This window comes from Halalkalicoccus tibetensis (assembly GCF_037996645.1).
GTDB classification, from domain to species: domain Archaea; phylum Halobacteriota; class Halobacteria; order Halobacteriales; family Halalkalicoccaceae; genus Halalkalicoccus; species Halalkalicoccus tibetensis.
In genome coordinates this window covers 727,570-742,181 of record NZ_JBBMXV010000003.1, presented here as the reverse complement: position 1 = coordinate 742,181, position 14,612 = coordinate 727,570, and the positions used below count along the sequence as shown (strand labels likewise).

Annotated in this window: 23 protein-coding genes; 9 read left to right on the top strand and 14 right to left on the bottom strand. The window is 67.5% G+C overall.

Going from position 1 to position 14,612, the window contains the following annotated elements; genetic code table 11:
* Positions 1-22 precede the first annotated feature (22 nt).
* Positions 23-1,117 (bottom strand): tRNA (guanine(26)-N(2))-dimethyltransferase, encoded by a 1,095-nt coding sequence (locus WOA58_RS12230; protein WP_340604495.1) that lies wholly within the window; start codon positions 1,115-1,117, stop codon positions 23-25.
* A gap of 90 nt (positions 1,118-1,207) precedes the next feature.
* Here WOA58_RS12230 and WOA58_RS12225 point away from each other — a divergent pair, with 90 nt between their 5' ends.
* Positions 1,208-1,558 (top strand): hypothetical protein, encoded by a 351-nt coding sequence (locus WOA58_RS12225; protein ID WP_340604494.1) that lies wholly within the window; start codon positions 1,208-1,210, stop codon positions 1,556-1,558.
* A gap of 294 nt (positions 1,559-1,852) precedes the next feature.
* Here the strand turns inward: WOA58_RS12225 and WOA58_RS12220 are convergent, their stop codons facing one another.
* The gene (locus tag WOA58_RS12220) at positions 1,853-2,236 is read right to left on the bottom strand and encodes a DUF4260 domain-containing protein (RefSeq protein WP_340604493.1); all 384 of its coding nucleotides are present in this window, start codon (positions 2,234-2,236) and stop codon (positions 1,853-1,855) included.
* 77 nt (positions 2,237-2,313) lie between these two features.
* On the opposite strand from WOA58_RS12220, the gene WOA58_RS12215 reads away from it, so the two are divergent.
* Complete coding sequence (locus tag WOA58_RS12215; RefSeq protein ID WP_340604492.1) at positions 2,314-3,117, top strand: MOSC domain-containing protein; 804 nt, start codon at positions 2,314-2,316, stop codon at positions 3,115-3,117.
* A gap of 140 nt (positions 3,118-3,257) precedes the next feature.
* Here the strand turns inward: WOA58_RS12215 and WOA58_RS12210 are convergent, their stop codons facing one another.
* The 4 genes from WOA58_RS12210 to WOA58_RS12195 all read right to left on the bottom strand — a co-directional run bounded on the left by WOA58_RS12210 (position 3,258) and on the right by WOA58_RS12195 (position 6,619).
* Positions 3,258-5,000: a gamma-glutamyltransferase family protein gene (locus WOA58_RS12210; RefSeq protein WP_340604491.1), complete on the bottom strand. Its 1,743-nt coding sequence runs from the start codon at positions 4,998-5,000 to the stop codon at positions 3,258-3,260.
* 258 nt (positions 5,001-5,258) lie between these two features.
* Positions 5,259-5,654: a hypothetical protein gene (locus WOA58_RS12205; RefSeq protein WP_340604490.1), complete on the bottom strand. Its 396-nt coding sequence runs from the start codon at positions 5,652-5,654 to the stop codon at positions 5,259-5,261.
* Between the two features lie 53 nt (positions 5,655-5,707).
* Positions 5,708-6,178: a hypothetical protein gene (locus WOA58_RS12200; protein ID WP_340604489.1), complete on the bottom strand. Its 471-nt coding sequence runs from the start codon at positions 6,176-6,178 to the stop codon at positions 5,708-5,710.
* Between the two features lie 171 nt (positions 6,179-6,349).
* Entirely contained in the window at positions 6,350-6,619 is a 270-nt protein-coding gene (locus WOA58_RS12195) for a DUF7571 family protein (RefSeq protein WP_340604488.1), read from the bottom strand.
* A 180-nt stretch (positions 6,620-6,799) separates the two neighbouring features.
* Here WOA58_RS12195 and WOA58_RS12190 point away from each other — a divergent pair, with 180 nt between their 5' ends.
* Positions 6,800-7,006: a cold-shock protein gene (locus WOA58_RS12190; RefSeq protein ID WP_340604487.1), complete on the top strand. Its 207-nt coding sequence runs from the start codon at positions 6,800-6,802 to the stop codon at positions 7,004-7,006.
* A gap of 230 nt (positions 7,007-7,236) precedes the next feature.
* Here the strand turns inward: WOA58_RS12190 and hisH are convergent, their stop codons facing one another.
* The gene (hisH, locus tag WOA58_RS12185) at positions 7,237-7,905 is read right to left on the bottom strand and encodes an imidazole glycerol phosphate synthase subunit HisH (RefSeq protein ID WP_340604486.1); all 669 of its coding nucleotides are present in this window, start codon (positions 7,903-7,905) and stop codon (positions 7,237-7,239) included.
* 92 nt (positions 7,906-7,997) lie between these two features.
* Between hisH and WOA58_RS12180 the strand changes: the two genes are divergently transcribed.
* Positions 7,998-8,165: a hypothetical protein gene (locus WOA58_RS12180; RefSeq protein WP_340604485.1), complete on the top strand. Its 168-nt coding sequence runs from the start codon at positions 7,998-8,000 to the stop codon at positions 8,163-8,165.
* Here WOA58_RS12180 and WOA58_RS12175 read toward each other — a convergent pair.
* From WOA58_RS12175 to WOA58_RS12165, 3 genes are read right to left on the bottom strand one after another with little or no spacing between them, the layout of a single operon-like run.
* Complete coding sequence (locus WOA58_RS12175) at positions 8,162-8,758, bottom strand: uracil-DNA glycosylase (RefSeq protein ID WP_340604484.1); 597 nt, start codon at positions 8,756-8,758, stop codon at positions 8,162-8,164. The two genes, WOA58_RS12180 and WOA58_RS12175, sit on opposite strands and share 4 nt — an antisense overlap.
* A 20-nt stretch (positions 8,759-8,778) precedes the next feature.
* Positions 8,779-9,351, bottom strand: a complete 573-nt coding sequence (locus tag WOA58_RS12170; protein ID WP_340604483.1) for an endonuclease dU — start codon at positions 9,349-9,351, stop codon at positions 8,779-8,781.
* Positions 9,352-9,531: a DUF5786 family protein gene (locus WOA58_RS12165; protein WP_340604482.1), complete on the bottom strand. Its 180-nt coding sequence runs from the start codon at positions 9,529-9,531 to the stop codon at positions 9,352-9,354.
* Between the two features lie 132 nt (positions 9,532-9,663).
* Here WOA58_RS12165 and WOA58_RS12160 point away from each other — a divergent pair, with 132 nt between their 5' ends.
* The 3 genes from WOA58_RS12160 (at position 9,664) to WOA58_RS12150 (ending at position 11,836) form a co-directional block, all read left to right on the top strand.
* Positions 9,664-10,263: an MBL fold metallo-hydrolase gene (locus tag WOA58_RS12160; protein WP_340604481.1), complete on the top strand. Its 600-nt coding sequence runs from the start codon at positions 9,664-9,666 to the stop codon at positions 10,261-10,263.
* Between the two features lie 62 nt (positions 10,264-10,325).
* Positions 10,326-11,078 carry a GNAT family N-acetyltransferase gene (locus WOA58_RS12155; RefSeq protein WP_340604480.1) on the top strand — a complete coding sequence of 251 codons (753 nt, stop codon included), beginning with the start codon at positions 10,326-10,328 and terminating at the stop codon, positions 11,076-11,078.
* A gap of 71 nt (positions 11,079-11,149) precedes the next feature.
* Positions 11,150-11,836 carry a helix-turn-helix domain-containing protein gene (locus tag WOA58_RS12150; protein ID WP_340604479.1) on the top strand — a complete coding sequence of 229 codons (687 nt, stop codon included), beginning with the start codon at positions 11,150-11,152 and terminating at the stop codon, positions 11,834-11,836.
* A gap of 45 nt (positions 11,837-11,881) precedes the next feature.
* Here the strand turns inward: WOA58_RS12150 and WOA58_RS12145 are convergent, their stop codons facing one another.
* Positions 11,882-12,229 (bottom strand): ferredoxin, encoded by a 348-nt coding sequence (locus WOA58_RS12145; protein WP_340604478.1) that lies wholly within the window; start codon positions 12,227-12,229, stop codon positions 11,882-11,884.
* 82 nt (positions 12,230-12,311) lie between these two features.
* Here WOA58_RS12145 and WOA58_RS12140 point away from each other — a divergent pair, with 82 nt between their 5' ends.
* Positions 12,312-12,608, top strand: coding sequence for a DUF3784 domain-containing protein (locus WOA58_RS12140; protein WP_340604477.1), 297 nt, complete (start codon positions 12,312-12,314; stop codon positions 12,606-12,608).
* A gap of 1 nt (position 12,609) precedes the next feature.
* On the opposite strand, the gene WOA58_RS12135 is transcribed toward WOA58_RS12140, so the two are convergent.
* Positions 12,610-13,149, bottom strand: coding sequence for a peptidylprolyl isomerase (locus WOA58_RS12135; RefSeq protein WP_340604476.1), 540 nt, complete (start codon positions 13,147-13,149; stop codon positions 12,610-12,612).
* A gap of 45 nt (positions 13,150-13,194) precedes the next feature.
* Entirely contained in the window at positions 13,195-13,416 is a 222-nt protein-coding gene (locus WOA58_RS12130; RefSeq protein ID WP_340604475.1) for a hypothetical protein, read from the bottom strand.
* A 91-nt stretch (positions 13,417-13,507) separates the two neighbouring features.
* On the opposite strand from WOA58_RS12130, the gene WOA58_RS12125 reads away from it, so the two are divergent.
* Entirely contained in the window at positions 13,508-14,473 is a 966-nt protein-coding gene (locus WOA58_RS12125) for a succinylglutamate desuccinylase/aspartoacylase family protein (RefSeq protein ID WP_340604474.1), read from the top strand.
* Here the strand turns inward: WOA58_RS12125 and WOA58_RS12120 are convergent.
* A complete protein-coding gene (locus WOA58_RS12120; protein ID WP_340604473.1) occupies positions 14,427-14,609 on the bottom strand; it encodes a hypothetical protein in 183 nt (60 codons plus the stop codon). The two genes, WOA58_RS12125 and WOA58_RS12120, sit on opposite strands and share 47 nt — an antisense overlap.
* Positions 14,610-14,612 lie beyond the last annotated feature (3 nt).

Below are 14,612 nucleotides of genomic sequence, written 5' to 3'. Positions count from 1 at the left end.
AGCTACAAATACTCGGGGGATGTCATTCGCAAGCCCCCGCCGCCCCGACCGCCTCGCGGATCTCCCGGACGGTCGCCGGTGTCTTGAACGCCGTCCCGTGGTAGTGTGCCCGCGAGGCCTCGAAGCCGGCCTCGCGGAGCGTTCCGAGGAACTCGTCCATCGATTCGGCGGGCCGGCCCCACTCCTTGCAGAGGCGGTGGTGGTCGTAGTGGGTCGGGCGGTCGAGCTCCTCGGAGAGGGTCTCGACCAGCCGACCGGCGCGCTTCGCGCTCCCCCACTCCTCGTCGATCGCCTCGCCGACCCGCTCGGCGAACCCCCGGTCGTGGGTCGGACCCAGCCAGACCGGCCCCGCCGTCAAGACGCGCTCGGAGCCACACAGCGGGCAGGCCTCCCATGGGTCGGCGATCATCCCCTCCGTCGCCTCGCGATGCAGGCAGTCCTCGCAGTGATCGAGGTAGCCGAGCTCGTCGATCGCGCGGTTCCCGTCGGTCGCGCTGTGTTCCAGATCGAGGTAGGTGCGCACGTAGTGGCGGGTCACGTGGCTGAAGACAGGGACGATCCCGACGTCGTAGCGCGCGGCGGTGCGCGCGAGCGCCGACAGCAGTATCCTGAGACCCATCTCGGGGTGGTAGTCGGTGTTCTGCGGGACCGCACTGTACTTGCGGACGCCGCTGTCGAAGTGGGCACCACACAGCGGGGCGGTGTCGGTCGCGGTGACACAGACCATGTTGCGGGCGTTCGCGAAGGCGGCGTCGGCGAAGGGGATCGGCGTGCCGTAGGGGTCGAGGTCGACCACGTCGAACAGCTCCTCGTGAAGCAGGGCGTTGGCGTCACGGTTCACCACCGCCCCGTCGAGCCCGTTCCGCTCGAGGTTCGCCCGGCAGAGCTCGGCGTTCTCGGCCTTGTAATCACAGAGGGTGGCGTCCCAGCCGTCCGCGGCGGCCCGTGCGCCCCTGATGCCCGAGGCGCCCATGGCGTCGAGATACCGCTCGGCGCGAGGCTCCCGGTCGCGATAGGCCCGGAGGACGGCGATCGTCAGGTCGCGGTTCAGCTCCTGATCGGGGTTGTAAAAGGCCTCTCCGGTCTCGATCTCGACCCCGCCCTCGCGTACGCGCATGCCCGTATCTCGGCGACGAGCGGGGGAAAAGCCATGCGATCCGCCGGGCGGAACCGAACCGGTTTAGCCCCGCCCCTCCCAAGGACGGGTGTGACAGACCCGGTCGATCCCTGGCGAGCGGACCTCGAGGAGGCCGGCCAGCTCACCGGCCCCGTCGCGGAACGGATCATCGGGCCCCACGGCGATCGGGGGGTGCGGGCCATCGAGGCCGTCACCGAGGGCCGGGTCAAGCAGTACCGCGACTTCACCGTCGTCGTCGGCCACGACGAGGAGTACGTCGTCGAGGACGGGGGCTGTACCTGCAAGGACAGCGAGTACAACCTCGATCCCGAGGACCCCACGGAACGCTGCTGGCACGCGCTCGCGGTGACCATCGCCGAGGCGACCGGCAACGTCGACGAACACGACATGTGGTACTCCGAGGTCCGGAGCTTCCTCTGAAAGCCCTCGCAATCGCTTGGCAGCGATTGCTCGCCCTTTGCATGTCCCAAGAAAAGACCGCTTCGCGGTCTTTTCGGGCTGAGCGGCGACGACGTCGCCGCGAGGTCCGCGGGAACCCCGTTCCCGCGAGATCCCAGAAATCAAAGATTTCTGAGGACCACCAAGCCCGCATCGCAGTCGTCCGATCGGACGACTGCTCTCAGGGACGCCAGCCCTTCCCCGCCCCGCTCAGGCGGTCGCCGGAGGTGGCGACCGCCCTCGCGCCGGCCACCGCCCCGATGGGACCGAAAGCAGCTATCCCGATTCGTCCCGTAGCGGAGCGGGAACCGGCTGGGTCGACAGATGGGTGTCCGTGAACCCCGACTCGAACTTGAGCCCGTAGCCGAACAGCCGGTCGGCCCCGATGTGGCCGATCCAGACGAGCGCGACCAGCAGAGCGAGCTGACTGGCGAGCCACAGACTTGCCGCGCCGAGTGCCAGCGGGAGCGCGTAGGTGTGGACGACGTTGTACGTCAGACTTCCGACGCGGGGACCAGCGAGATAGCCCAGCATCGAGAGGTCGGGCGCGAGCGCCAGGACGGCCAGCAGCCAGAGCGGGCCGCCGAGCCAGAGATAGGCCCCCAGCGTGACCACGAGGACGACGAGGCCTTCGAGACGGAGGAAGTGGCGTGGTTCCATACCGTGTATAGATCAGGTACGGGCAAATCGGCGCCGGATTCGGCAAGCGTGAAGCTCCCCGACACCCAGTCCCCGATATGAACCCACGGCTCGCGCGGATCTCGCTGTTCCCGATCAAGTCCCTCGACGCCTTCGAGCCCGAGCGCGCGACGATCACCCCCGTCGGCCCCATCGCGGGCGACAGACGCTACGCGATGGTCGACGCCGAGGGCGAGTACGTCAACGGCAAACGAACCGCGGCAGTTCACCGCCTGCGGGCGAGCTACGACGATCCCGACCGGGTCGAGTTCTCGACGCCCGAAAGCGACGCCGACGAGTTCGATCTCACGACCGACCGCGAGGAACTCGCCGAGCACCTCTCCGAGCAGTTCGGTTATCCCGTCGAGCTGATCCGGGACGACACCGGAATGCCCGACGACACGGAGATCCCGGGCCCGACCGTGATCAGCACCGCGACGATCGAGGAGGTGGCCTCCTGGTTCGGCCTCGCTCCCGAAAACGTCCGGCGGCGCTTTCGCGCGAACCTCGAGATCGAGGGCGTGCCGGCGTTCTGGGAGGATCGACTGTTCTCGGATCAGGGTCGCGTCGTCGACTTCTCAATCGGAGGCGTCCGTCTCGCGGGCGTCAATCCCTGTCAGCGCTGCGTGGTCCCCTCGCGGGACCCCGACACCGGCGAGGAGTTCGAGGGCTTTCGCGAGCGATTCATCGAGAAACGAGGGAAGACGCTGCCCGAATGGACCGATTCCGATCGGTTCGACCACCAGTTCCGGCTGATGGTCAACACCCGCGTTCCGGAGGACGGTGCGGGGGAGATCGAGGTGGGCGATGCCGTCGAGATCGTCGGCGAGCGCGAGGAGACCGGGAGGAACCGGGTCGCGTGACGAAACGGAGCGGTGGCCGGCGCGAGGGCGGTCGCCACCTCCGGCGACCGCCTGANCCCCCCCCCCCCCGCGACTCGGCGGCACCTGGCCGGAAATGCAAAGGGCGAAGCGCGACTGCCAAGGAGCGCTGAGGGCTTTCGCTAGAAGCCGACCGCGTGCCCGTCGCGTCGCGGCTCCGAGCCGCCGATCAGGGTGCCCTCGTCGTCGCGGTAGATGAACTGTGCGCCGCCGTAGTGGTCGGCATCGGGGACGAAGAACTCCGCCTCGGGGATCACCTCGTGACCCCGTTCGCGGAGCTCCTCGACGGTCTCGTCGGGCATCCGCGTGGTCTCGAGGGCGACCTCGTGGCCCTTCTGGAACCGGAACCGGGGGACGTCGATGGCGGCCTGGGGGTTCAGCTCCGAGTCGGCCATGTTCGCGAGCAGCTGGAGGTGGCCCTGGGGCATCATCCGACCGCCCATGACGCCGAAGGAGGCGCGAAAGTCCCCGTCCTCGCGCAACATCGCGGGAATGAGCGTGTGGAAGGGGCGTTTGCCCGGCTCGATCACGTTCGGGTCGCCGGGTTCGAGGGTGAAACCCGCCGCGTGGTTCTGGAGGGTAAAGCCCCCGACGGTCAGCCCGCTCCCGAACGGCTTGTAGCCGCTTTTCAGCATCGAGACGGCGTTGCCGTCGCCGTCGACGACCGTGAGATAGACCGTATCGCCCTCCTCGCTCATCGCGCTCATTTCGCCCGCCCGGGGCTCGTAGTCGCCGACCTCCTCCTCGATCTGGGCGGCGCGCTCGCCGGCGTACTCCTTCGAGAGCTTGGTCTCGAGCGGGATCCGTTCGAGGTCCGGGTCGCCGATGTGGCGGTGGGCGTCGGTGTAGGCGATCTTGATCGCCTCGATCAGCCGGTGGAGGCGCTCGGGGTCGGTCGGCTCCGCCGGCAGGTCGAAGTTCTCGACGATGTTGAGCGCCTCGAGGGCGACCGGGCCGACGGTGTTGGGGGGCAGTTCGAGCACCTCGAGCCCGCGGTAGGTGGTGCTGATCGGGTCGACCCACTCGCTTTCGTACTCCTCGAGATCCGAGAGCTCGAGCAGCCCGTCGTGATCCTGTACGAGCTCGACGATCTCCTCGCCGAGCTCGCCGCCGTAGAACGTCCCGATCCCTTCCTCGGCGATCCGCTCGAGCGAGTCGGCGAAGGCGGGGTTCTCGAAGACCGCTCCCGGCGGCGGGCTCTGGCCGTCTTCGAGGAAGGTCTCCCGGAAGCTCTCGAACCCGTCGACCCGCGGGGCGGCGGTCTCCCATTGGCTGGCGACGTACTCGGTGACGGCGACGCCCTCGCGGGCGTGCTCGATCGTCGGCCGGAGCAGCTCCCCGAACTCCCGGGAGCCATAGCGCCCGGCGAGCTCGTGGAGGCCGTCGAGCGCGCCCGGTACCGTCACGGCGAGGGGGCCTTCCGTGGGGACCGTCGGCGTCCCGTCCTCGCTCTCGTCGGTTCGCTCGCGGTAGGTCTCGACGTCGGCCCCGGCGGGCGCGGGGCCGCTCGCGTTCAGGCCCTCGAACTCCCCGTCGAAGTGGACCATCGCGGTGACGTCCCCGCCGATGGTCGTCATGTGGGGCTCGACCAGGTTCAGCTCGACGGCCGTGGCGACTGCCGCGTCGACGGCGTTGCCACCCTCCCGGAGGACCTGGAGGCCCGTCTGGGCGGCGAGGGGATGGCTGGTCGCGACCATGCCGTTTCGTGCCATCACCGCCGATCGCCGCCCGATGAACTGCCAGGGGTAGTCGAAGCGCCCGCCGTCGTCCGGGCTGACGTCCGTCCGGTCGGCCGCGCCGATCCCGTCGCCGTCGGGTGCGTTCGCGCCGAGGATGCCGTCGTCGTTCGAGTTCGACCCGTTCACGTACGGGAATAGCAGCCCTGGCGGTTCTAAGGGTTTCCGTTGCGACGTATCGATCCGCCGGACCCGGGATCGTGTCCGGGTTACCCCCGGCTGGCGACTCCACGAACGGTCCGTCGGAAAGCGAAAGGGGACGGCCGTTCGAGTGGGCGACCCGGATCGTTCGACCACCCTCTCCGACCGATGGTCGACAGACGCTTCACGAACGAATGGCTCGGGAGGAGCACTACCCTCGAAATCGGTTCCGAACGCGCTGAGTAGCTACTCGCTCGATTCCTGCGATGTCCACGGATCGGCACGTCCCCCGCCACGAACCATATCGAACCCCATATAGCCGAAGAGCAGCGCGTTCGCGACCGCAACGATCCGGATGAACACCGCTCCCGCCCCGTCGAGCGACGGCTCGAGGAACAGGCTGACCGAGAGCGAAAGCCCGACGATCGCCGTCGCCGATCCCGAAAAGACGTACCAGTGAACCCGATATCCGGCCAGCGAGAACCCGTCGATGAGACCGCCGAGGAGAAACAGCGCCCCGGCGAGCCCGAACGCGAGGACGAGAACGGCGAGCAGCGGTTCGGCGAAGGGGTCGCCGAAGACCGAGAACGACACGAAGAAACCGAGAAGCGCGATCCCGGAGACGGTGTTGAACTTCCTCATGGCTACTGGTTCAGTCGGAATCTAATAACGGCACCGGCCAACCGGATCCTTCCTCAGAGGACGACCGACCAGACGGCCACACCGGCGAGAAACGACACGACGGCGAACAGCACGACCCCGACGGCCCGGGCGTTCGACGGCTCGGCACCCAGATCCACGTGGCGGGTGTCGCGGGCGATCTGGACGCCGAACCAGACGAGCGAACCGAAGCCGACGATCGCGCCGACCCCGAGCACCCATCCCATCGCGCCGGACGCGGCGAGCGCGGTTCGGACCATGGACCCACCGACCGAAACGCCGAGCAGCACGAACGCGATACCGACGGGGACGTTCCAGTCGAACTCCCGGGACCCGATCCGAAACGAGTCACGGAGCGCGCCGGCGATCAGCAGCGTCGCCGCGATCGCTATCGAACCCATTGAGACGAGCGTGGTCGGATCGGTAAGCGCATCGGGAAACGCGAGGAAATAGAGCCCGACGATCAACAGCATGAACGCACCGAGATAGGGCACGCTCCGCTTCATACGCCATGGTATATCTCCGTATGGGTCCTTGAACCCTCGGCCGTGTCAGGAACAGCGTGCAGTCAGCACGACGACCTCGTCTCTTTCAGACGTTTACCACTGAACCGACGCTCAGTATGTGTCTATCGAACGGTCGCCTCGACGAAAACACCGTTCGAGAGCGACCGCCGTTCAGGTGGACACGTTGCCACGCGTCCAACCAGGGTCGTGGCCGGTGCGGTCTATGATATCGGACCGGCACGCCGGACAGTAGTCAGGGGTGACGGATTCGCCTCGGGGGACGTAGACGGCGCCGCCACATTTCACGCACGCATCCGCGACGATGGTCGCGCAGTCCGCACAGACGCTGAAGTCGTCGACCGTGAGTTCGCGCAGGGGTTCGAGCTGTTTATCGAGGAGATACTCGTCGATGACCGTCTGGCAGTTCTGGCATGGTTTCATAGCGATGCGTATTATACCTCGTGACCGCACGGTAAATACCTGCCCCGAAACCGAACTGACTGCTGAAACCCGAACGAACTGTACGCACGACCACCCGTTCCACGCGTGTAGTAAAACGGGGGCCGTGGTACCGCGACGCTCGGAAGCGTTATCAGTCGCAGGGGACTACGTTTGTTTGCAATGGCAAACGGAAAGGTTGATTTCTTCAACGACACTGGCGGCTACGGTTTCATTTCGACTGACGACGGCGACCTCGACGAGGACGAAGACGTCTTCTTCCACATGGAGGACGTCGGCGGGGAGGACCTGACGGAAGGTACTGAGGTCGAGTTCGACATCGAGTCCTCGCCCAAGGGGCCTCGAGCGGCGAACGTCGTCCGACAGTAATACCGAGACACACTCGTCGCTCACAGCGACGAACGCTACTCTCGATTTTTCAGACGGTTACACGTTCTAGCCGAGGCTATCTGTACGCTCCGAAACACCGATATCGAGGACGTCGGGTGACCGATACGCGCCCTGTAGTCAGGTCGCTAGAACTATCTCCGTCTGCGGTGTTGGACAGAACCGTCCGTCCATCGATCCGGGCGGACGAGGATCGAGCCGTTCCGACCAGCCTACGATTCGGCGCAGATCCCGACGAAGTTCCGCAGGATCGCCAGCCCCGTCTCGCCCGATTTCTCGGGGTGGAACTGGGTGCCGAAGACGTTGCCCGCCTCGTTGGCGACGATCGCGGGGAACTCGATCCCGTAGTCGGTGGTCGCGACCACGCTGGTAGGGTCCTCGGGTTCGGCGTAGTAGGAGTGGACGAAGTAGGCGTACTCGCCATCCACACCCTCGACCAGCGGGTGCTCGCGCTCGACGTTCAGCTCGTTCCAGCCCATGTGGGGGACCTTCTGACCCTGGTCGAACCGGACGTTCGTCCCGGGAATCAGGTCGAGCCCTTCGACGTCGCCCTCGCCGTCGTGGGCGGCCTCCTCGCTGTCGGTCAGCAGCATCTGCATGCCGAGACAGATCCCGAAGACCGGCTGGCCGCGCTCCGCGGCCTCCAGAAGCGGCTCGCGGTACGGCCCGGCGTTCTCGACGCCCTCGCGGAACGCGCCCACGCCCGGGAGGACGATCCCGTCGGCCTCGGCGAAGGCCTCGGGATCGTCGGTGATCTCTACTTCGGCCCCCGCGCGCTCCAATCCACGGGTGACGCTGCGGAGGTTCCCCAGTCCGTAATCGACGACGACGACCTCCGCGAGCGTCGTGGGCGCCCGCGGGGCCTGCGTGCTCGTGCTCATACTACGGTGTAGTCGGCTCGGGCTAAAGGCGCTTTCCGTCTTCGGCAATCATTAGTAGAAAATTTTATGTATTCTTGGATATATATTCGGGTGTGATCGATCAGAACTACCCGCCGTCCCCGCTCGATCCGCCCTTTAGCCTGCGGGGCCGCTCCGAGGGCGGCGCGTTCCGGGCCGGCGAGTCGCTCGTGGTCCACCGGGGCGGCCACCGGGCGTGGATCCGCTCCGACGCGTCGGTGGGGCTCGAAGAGCGCCGTTAGAAGGAGTCGAGCCGGGACTGGTCGTTTCCGTTCCCGTCCGCGCCGATCAGCGAGGCCGCCTCCCCGATCGTCGCGTCGAGGGTCTCCTCCTGGGAGCGGTCGTAGAGCATCGCCGCCGGATGGACGCTGATCAGCACCCGGCGGGAGGTCTCGCCGATGCGGCGTTCCTCGACGGTTCCGGCCTCCTTGGTCACCGCGACGTCGCGCTCCAGCAGGTGTTCGGTGGGCACCTTGCCGACGGTCATGATCAGGTCGGGGTCGACGATGTCGACCTCCCGTTCGAGGTAGCCCCGACAGTTCTCGAGTTCCTCCTTGGTCGGGTCGCGGTTCTCCGGCGGGCGACAGCGCACGCAGTTGGTGATCCGGACCTCCTCGCGGGGAATGGCGTGTTCGCGGAGCTTCTCGTCGAGCTCGCTGCCGCTTCGCCCGACGAAGGGCTCGCCCTCGCGGTCCTCCTGTTCGCCCGGCGCCTCCCCGACGATCAGCAGGTCGGCGTCCTCCGGCCCGGTCCCGTTGACGATCCGCGACCGGGACTCGACGAGCGCGGGGCAGCGCTCGCACTCGGTCACCCGAGGCCCGTCCATGTTCTCCATGGGCGGGCTTCGACGGCCGGCTACAAATCCCCTCGGAACCGGTCTGCCGCCCGCGCCGCGAGCCGCGCCACCCTAAGTGGCTCGGGACGGCCACCCTCGGGGGTCAGGGTCGAAAGCAGCTCGCGGGCCTCCCCGGGATCGATCCCGATGCCCCGCCAGTACAGCCCGTGGCCGTTGACCTCCATTCGCTTCCGTGGGGGCTGGCGCTCGTAGACCGCGAGCCGGCGTTCGAGTTCTTCGCCCGAAAAGGCCTCCCTGAGGGGGGCTTCGAGGCCCGCGCTGTCCTCGAAGCTCACCGAACAGACCGGCCTCTCGACCGCCGCCGACAGCTCGTGCAGGTCAAGCAGGTTGTACCAGGCGGGGGCGATCCCGGCCACGAGAAGGTACTGAACGTCCTCGCGGTCCAGTTCGGAGAAGAGCTCGATGAGAGCGTCGGTGGCGTCGGTCCCGCCGACGGCGAGCGAGCCGAAAACGAGGCCGTCGACGGATCGGTCGGCGCGCACGACCGCGCCCGCGAGCGTGCTCGGGTCGCCGGGCGAGCGCCCGCCGCGGTAGGACTCGGCGACGCCCAGCACCCGGCTCCCGGGCTTCATTCAGTCGTCGTCCTTGATCTCCTCGAGCTTGGAGAGCAGCTCGTCGTTCGAGGCGCCGTTGTCGAACGTGATCGCGCCGTCGTGGGTCTTCTCGTTCGTATCGACACCGTCGCCGTCCTCGAAGTCGGTGTCGTAGTCCTGGTTCTCCTGTTCGGATTCATCGTAGCTCCCAAAGCCCATACACTACCTCGTAGTGTAGCCTGTCACTAAAGATCTACGGCGGTCCGATCGTCGTGACTACGGTACGGACGGTCATCGAGGGCCGGCGACGGGCAGTACAACCCTTATACGAACGGCCGTCGAGATACCGCCATGGCCGTCCACAACCTGACCGCCGACGCGGAGACGTTCACCTGCAACGCCTACCTCGTCACCGGCGAGGTCACGACGCTCGTCGATGCGGGCGCCATGTCGGGGATCGTCGACGCGATCGACGAGCTCGACCGGGTCGTCCTCACCCATCAACACGGCGACCACGTCGAGCAGCTCGACGCCGTCATGGAGGCGTTCGATCCCGAGCTCCACGCCTACGACGACCACCCCGGCCGGACCCACGAGCTATCGGACGGCGACACCGTTGCGATCGGCGACGAGGACTGCGAGGCGATCCACACGCCGGGCCACGCCGACGACCACCTCGCGTTCGTGAGCGACTCGACGATCTACAGCGGCGACGTCGTGGTCCACGACGACGGCGCGTTCGACGACGGCAGCTTCGGGCGCACCGACATGGCCGGCCAGTCCCGGGAGGAGCTGATCGAGAGCATCCGGCGGATCCTCGATCGACTCCCCGAGGGCGTCGACTCGATGTACGCGGGCCACGGCGGGACGTTCCACGGCGACGTCCGGGCGGTGATCGAGCGCGCGCTCGAACGCGCCGAACGGCGCGAGCCCAAATACCCCGACGGATAGGGAAGTCGGAACGGACTGCCGGCGGGTGGCCCTTTTATCCGGTCGGGTGTCGAAGGTGGGGTATGGAGATCACGGACGCCACCGCGGAGGACGCCGAGAGTATCAGGGAGGTCGCACAGCGCTCGATGGAGGCCTCCTACGCCGTCAGCCCCGACACGATCGAGGGCATCCTCGACGACCAGTTCAACCCCGACCGGCTGGCCGACCTGGTCGACGACGAGGACAGCGTATTGCTCGTCGCGAAGGACGAGGGCCATCTCGGGGGGTTCGCCGAGGCCGAGATCGACGGCGAGGAGGGCACCCTCCACTGGCTGCACGTCGCCACCGAGTTCCGCGGGATGGGGATGGGCTCGGGGCTGTTCGAGGCCGCCCGCGACCGGCTCCACGAGGAGGGCGTCGAGAGCGTCCGCGCCCGCGAGCTGGCCGACAACGCCGAGGGTCAGGGTTTCTTCGAGTCCTTCGGCTTCGAGAAGGCCGAGCAGGAGCGCGTCGAGATCGCGAGCGAGGAGCTGATCGTCGAGATCTACGCCGAGAACGAGGCCGAGACCGACGGCGAGGACCAGACCGACGTCGAACCCCAGGGGACCATCGAAACCGACGACGGCACCGTCCACATCGACCGCGACGAGGAGCTGCCCGGCGAGAGCGGCCCCTTCTTCGTCGCCTACAGCGACGAGGAGTACGAGGAGCAGTACGGCTTCTACTGTGGCAACTGCGACTCGATGGTCGAGGCCGTCGACAGCATGGACCGCATCGAGTGTGGGACCTGTGGCAACCTGAACAAGCCCGACGAGTGGGACGGCGGCTACCTCTGAGGGCGACAGGGGGGGCCGCGGGGCCGTTCAGGGTAGAAACCGCTATCAATACCACGGGCGTTCGATGTAGCATGGCAACGATAGTTGACTTCCAGGTGCCGATCGATCAGTTCGCCCTGGCGGACACGGTCGCCCGGGTCTCGGATCCGTACGTGGAGGTCGAGCGCTTCGCCGCACAGGGTGAGGACTCGACCATGTCGTTCGTCTGGGTGACGGCCGACGACCTCGATGAGTTCGAGGCGGCACTGGCCGACGACCCCTCCGTCGAGGAGTTTACGGTGCTCGCGTCGTTCGACGGCGAGCGTTTCTACCGGATGAACTGGATCGACGAGGTCGAGCTCGTGATCCACCTGCTGCTCGAGGAGGACGGAGCGATCACGCGGGCTCACGTGGCCAACGGCTCGTGGAACATGCAGGTCATGTTCCCGGATCACGACTCGCTGTCGCGGACCTACGAGTTCTGCGAGGAGAACGGGCTCTCGCTGACCGTCGACTCGATCTACAGCCTCGACAGCAACGACAACTCGCGGTTCGGGCTGACCGAGTCACAGTACACGACGCTCATGGAGGCGAGGGAGATGGGCTACTACGACGTCCCCCGGGAGGCCACCATGTCCGAGCTCGCCGACGCGCTCGACGTCTCGCATCAGGCGCTCTCCGAGCGCCTCCGGCGGGCCCACAAGAGCCTGGTCGAGCGCGCGCTCACGGGCTCGAACGCCGAACGGAGCGAGCAGCCGTCGATCAGCAGACCCGAGTGAGCGGGCGGCTCGCCGCCCACGAACGGCCCTCTCCGAGCGGCTCGATCACCAGTCCACGCTGAGCGTGCCGTCGCCGTGGGGATCGGGAGCGATCTCCTCGTCGGTTCGCCGGTCGACGACGTGGATCACGCCGCGGTCCTTCTTCGCGGGACAGAGCTCCGCCGCGCGGACGTTCTCGTCGAGCTCCTCCTCGGTGATGAAATACGAGTTCGGCTTGGCGATGCCCGTCTCGAGGTCGAGCTCCCAGTTCCGGGAGGCCTCGGCACACTTCCCGGCGCCGAAGCATTTGTTGGCCTCGAAGACGATCTTGTAGGGCTTCTCCTCGACCGGCGGGGCGTCGCTCTCGCCGATCTCGCTCGCGCGGATCACGTCCTGCTCGTCCGAGTCGCTCATACCGGCGTTACGGAGCCGGCAGGCTTGCGGTTTACGGTTTCGCGGCCGGTAGCGATATGCCGGCCCGTAGAGGATATCGGATATGGCCCCCGAACTGGCCGTGGTACTCTGGATCAGCGGGTTCGTCCTCGTCGGGCTCGGCCTGCTGATCCGAAACGGCTACCCCGAACTGATCGCGGGCTACGACCCCGAGACGGCCGCCGACCCGGAGAAGCTCGTCGCGTTCGTCGGCCGCTGGACGATCTACCTCGGGGCCGTGATCGTCGCGAGCGGGTTCGTTCCGGCGCGCCACTGGGGCGGGTGGTTCGCGCCCGTCTTCGTCGCCGTGACGAGCCTGGTGTCGCTCCGGATGGTCGTCGGCGCGAGCCGCTACGGCTGACTCAGTGCTCGATCGAGACCGACTCGATCTCGATGGTCGTCGTCGGCTTGTCCTGGGCGTCGGTATCGGCGCTCCCGATCTCCTCGACGACGTCCATCCCGTCGACGACCTCGCCGAAGACGGCGTGGCGGTCGTCGAGATGCGGGGTGGGCGCGAGCGTGATGAAGAACTGCGAGCCGTTGGTGTCGGGGCCGCTGTTGGCCATCGAGACGGTCCCCGCCGAGTCGTGGCGCAGCTCGTCGTGGAACTCGTCGTCGAAGCTGTAGCCCGGCCCGCCCCGCCCGGTGCCGGTCGGGTCGCCGGTCTGGATCATGAACTCGTCGATGATCCGGTGGAACTCGACGCCGTTGTAGAGGCCGTCGCCCCGGACCTCGCCGCTTTCGGGGTCCTCCCACGTCGTGGTGTCGGGGGCGGGCTCGTCGTTCGCGGCCGGGTCGTGTTCGGCGAGGTTCAGGAAGTTCTCGACCGTACGGGGCGCGCGCTCGTCGTACAGCTCGATCTCGATGTCGCCCTCGGTCGTGTGCAGCGTCGCTGTAGTCATGGCTGGTCAGTCGTCGAGCCCGCGTAAAACGCTGGTGGTCGCCGGCTATCCCGCCCGTGGCGGGTGCAGTGCGACGGCGTCGACGATGGCGAACAGCCCCAACAGGGAAGCCCCGACGATCGCCGTATGCGTGCTGATCGCCGACAGCGTGCTCAGGGCCAGCGCGAGGACGAACGCCGCCGGGATGAGCCACAGCACGAGGTCGTACCGCGAGACGGGACCGGGACGGGGTCCGAAACCGTGTCGCTGGTGTGTCTCTCCACTCATCGGTCTCACCTCGTCGTATTATTCGTGGTGGATTCACAAAAATCCTGCCCGGAGTACCGAGATTGATGTAGCCGCCGCCCGCAGGGCCACCATGGCCACCCACAGCGCCGAGCGCACGACGCTCGCCCGCCTCCCGTCCGGGACCGAGATCGAGACGACGATCCACCGTTATCGCGGCGGGCGAAGCGGGCCGACGATCTACCTCCAGGCCGCCCAGCACGGCCGCGAGATCAACGGCACCGAGGTCCTCAGACGGCTCCACGACCGGCTCGTCTCGGCCGAGCTGGCCGGCGAGGTGATCGCCGTCCCCGTCGCCGACCCGCTGACCTTCGACCGGGTCTCCTACACCACCCCCGAGATCATCGACAGCGTCAACGCCAACATGAACCGGGCGTGGCCTGGCGATTCGGACGGAACGATCCACGAGCGCATGGCCGCGACCCTCTGGAGCGAGGCCCGCGAGGCCGACGCCATCGTCGACCTCCACACCGGCAGCCCCCTGATGATGACCCACGTCGTCTTCATGAAGGGCAACGAGGAGTCCAGAGCGCTCGCCGAGGCGTTCGGGACCGACCTGCTGCTGGCCGAGCGCGCGGGCGAGGAGGCCGACGAGGAGTGGGACCAGCGGGGGTTCGCCGGCAAGCTCCGGGTCGCGGCCACACGGGCGGGGATCCCCTCGATCACGCCCGAGCTCGCCCACAACAAGCAGATCGTCGAAAGCGCGGTCGAGGCCGGCGTCGAGGGCACCCTGAACGTCCTTCGCGATCAGGGGGTGCTCGGCGGTGATCCCGAACCCACCGGGAAACGCCGGCTCGCGCGCAACCACCTCGGGCGCGTCACCGCGACCGACTCGGGGCTCTTTCGTGCCGATCCCGACCTCGAACTGGGCGACGAGATCGAGGCCGGCGCCCACCTGGGAACGCTCTACGACCCGACGAGTTACGAGGTGCTCCAGGAGGCGGTCGCCGACCGCGACGGGATCCTCTACGCGCTGACCCGGGAGGCGACCGTCACCGGCGGCGAGAAGCTCGCGAACGTCGCACTGCCCCTGGATTAGAGCGCGGCGACGTCCTCGCGTGGCAGATCCGGTCGTGGGCGGCGACGACCTCCTCGCCGGCACACGGCCGCCCGTCGGAGTCGACCACCCAGTACTCGATCTCCATCCCGACGGCCATCCCCGGCGGCTCGCTCATACC

Coding starts and splice junctions, on each gene's coding strand:
- WOA58_RS12230 (WP_340604495.1), bottom strand. CDS start 1,117: ATGCGCGTACGCGAGGGCGGGGTCGAGATCGAGACCGGAGAGGCCTTT.
- WOA58_RS12220 (WP_340604493.1), bottom strand. CDS start 2,236: ATGGAACCACGCCACTTCCTCCGTCTCGAAGGCCTCGTCGTCCTCGTG.
- WOA58_RS12215 (WP_340604492.1), top strand. CDS start 2,314: ATGAACCCACGGCTCGCGCGGATCTCGCTGTTCCCGATCAAGTCCCTC.
- WOA58_RS12205 (WP_340604490.1), bottom strand. CDS start 5,654: ATGAGGAAGTTCAACACCGTCTCCGGGATCGCGCTTCTCGGTTTCTTC.
- WOA58_RS12200 (WP_340604489.1), bottom strand. CDS start 6,178: ATGAAGCGGAGCGTGCCCTATCTCGGTGCGTTCATGCTGTTGATCGTC.
- WOA58_RS12195 (WP_340604488.1), bottom strand. CDS start 6,619: ATGAAACCATGCCAGAACTGCCAGACGGTCATCGACGAGTATCTCCTC.
- WOA58_RS12190 (WP_340604487.1), top strand. CDS start 6,800: ATGGCAAACGGAAAGGTTGATTTCTTCAACGACACTGGCGGCTACGGT.
- hisH (WP_340604486.1), bottom strand. CDS start 7,905: ATGAGCACGAGCACGCAGGCCCCGCGGGCGCCCACGACGCTCGCGGAG.
- WOA58_RS12175 (WP_340604484.1), bottom strand. CDS start 8,758: ATGGAGAACATGGACGGGCCTCGGGTGACCGAGTGCGAGCGCTGCCCC.
- WOA58_RS12170 (WP_340604483.1), bottom strand. CDS start 9,351: ATGAAGCCCGGGAGCCGGGTGCTGGGCGTCGCCGAGTCCTACCGCGGC.
- WOA58_RS12165 (WP_340604482.1), bottom strand. CDS start 9,531: ATGGGCTTTGGGAGCTACGATGAATCCGAACAGGAGAACCAGGACTAC.
- WOA58_RS12160 (WP_340604481.1), top strand. CDS start 9,664: ATGGCCGTCCACAACCTGACCGCCGACGCGGAGACGTTCACCTGCAAC.
- WOA58_RS12155 (WP_340604480.1), top strand. CDS start 10,326: ATGGAGATCACGGACGCCACCGCGGAGGACGCCGAGAGTATCAGGGAG.
- WOA58_RS12150 (WP_340604479.1), top strand. CDS start 11,150: ATGGCAACGATAGTTGACTTCCAGGTGCCGATCGATCAGTTCGCCCTG.
- WOA58_RS12145 (WP_340604478.1), bottom strand. CDS start 12,229: ATGAGCGACTCGGACGAGCAGGACGTGATCCGCGCGAGCGAGATCGGC.
- WOA58_RS12140 (WP_340604477.1), top strand. CDS start 12,312: ATGGCCCCCGAACTGGCCGTGGTACTCTGGATCAGCGGGTTCGTCCTC.
- WOA58_RS12135 (WP_340604476.1), bottom strand. CDS start 13,149: ATGACTACAGCGACGCTGCACACGACCGAGGGCGACATCGAGATCGAG.
- WOA58_RS12130 (WP_340604475.1), bottom strand. CDS start 13,416: ATGAGTGGAGAGACACACCAGCGACACGGTTTCGGACCCCGTCCCGGT.
- WOA58_RS12125 (WP_340604474.1), top strand. CDS start 13,508: ATGGCCACCCACAGCGCCGAGCGCACGACGCTCGCCCGCCTCCCGTCC.
- WOA58_RS12120 (WP_340604473.1), bottom strand. CDS start 14,609: ATGAGCGAGCCGCCGGGGATGGCCGTCGGGATGGAGATCGAGTACTGG.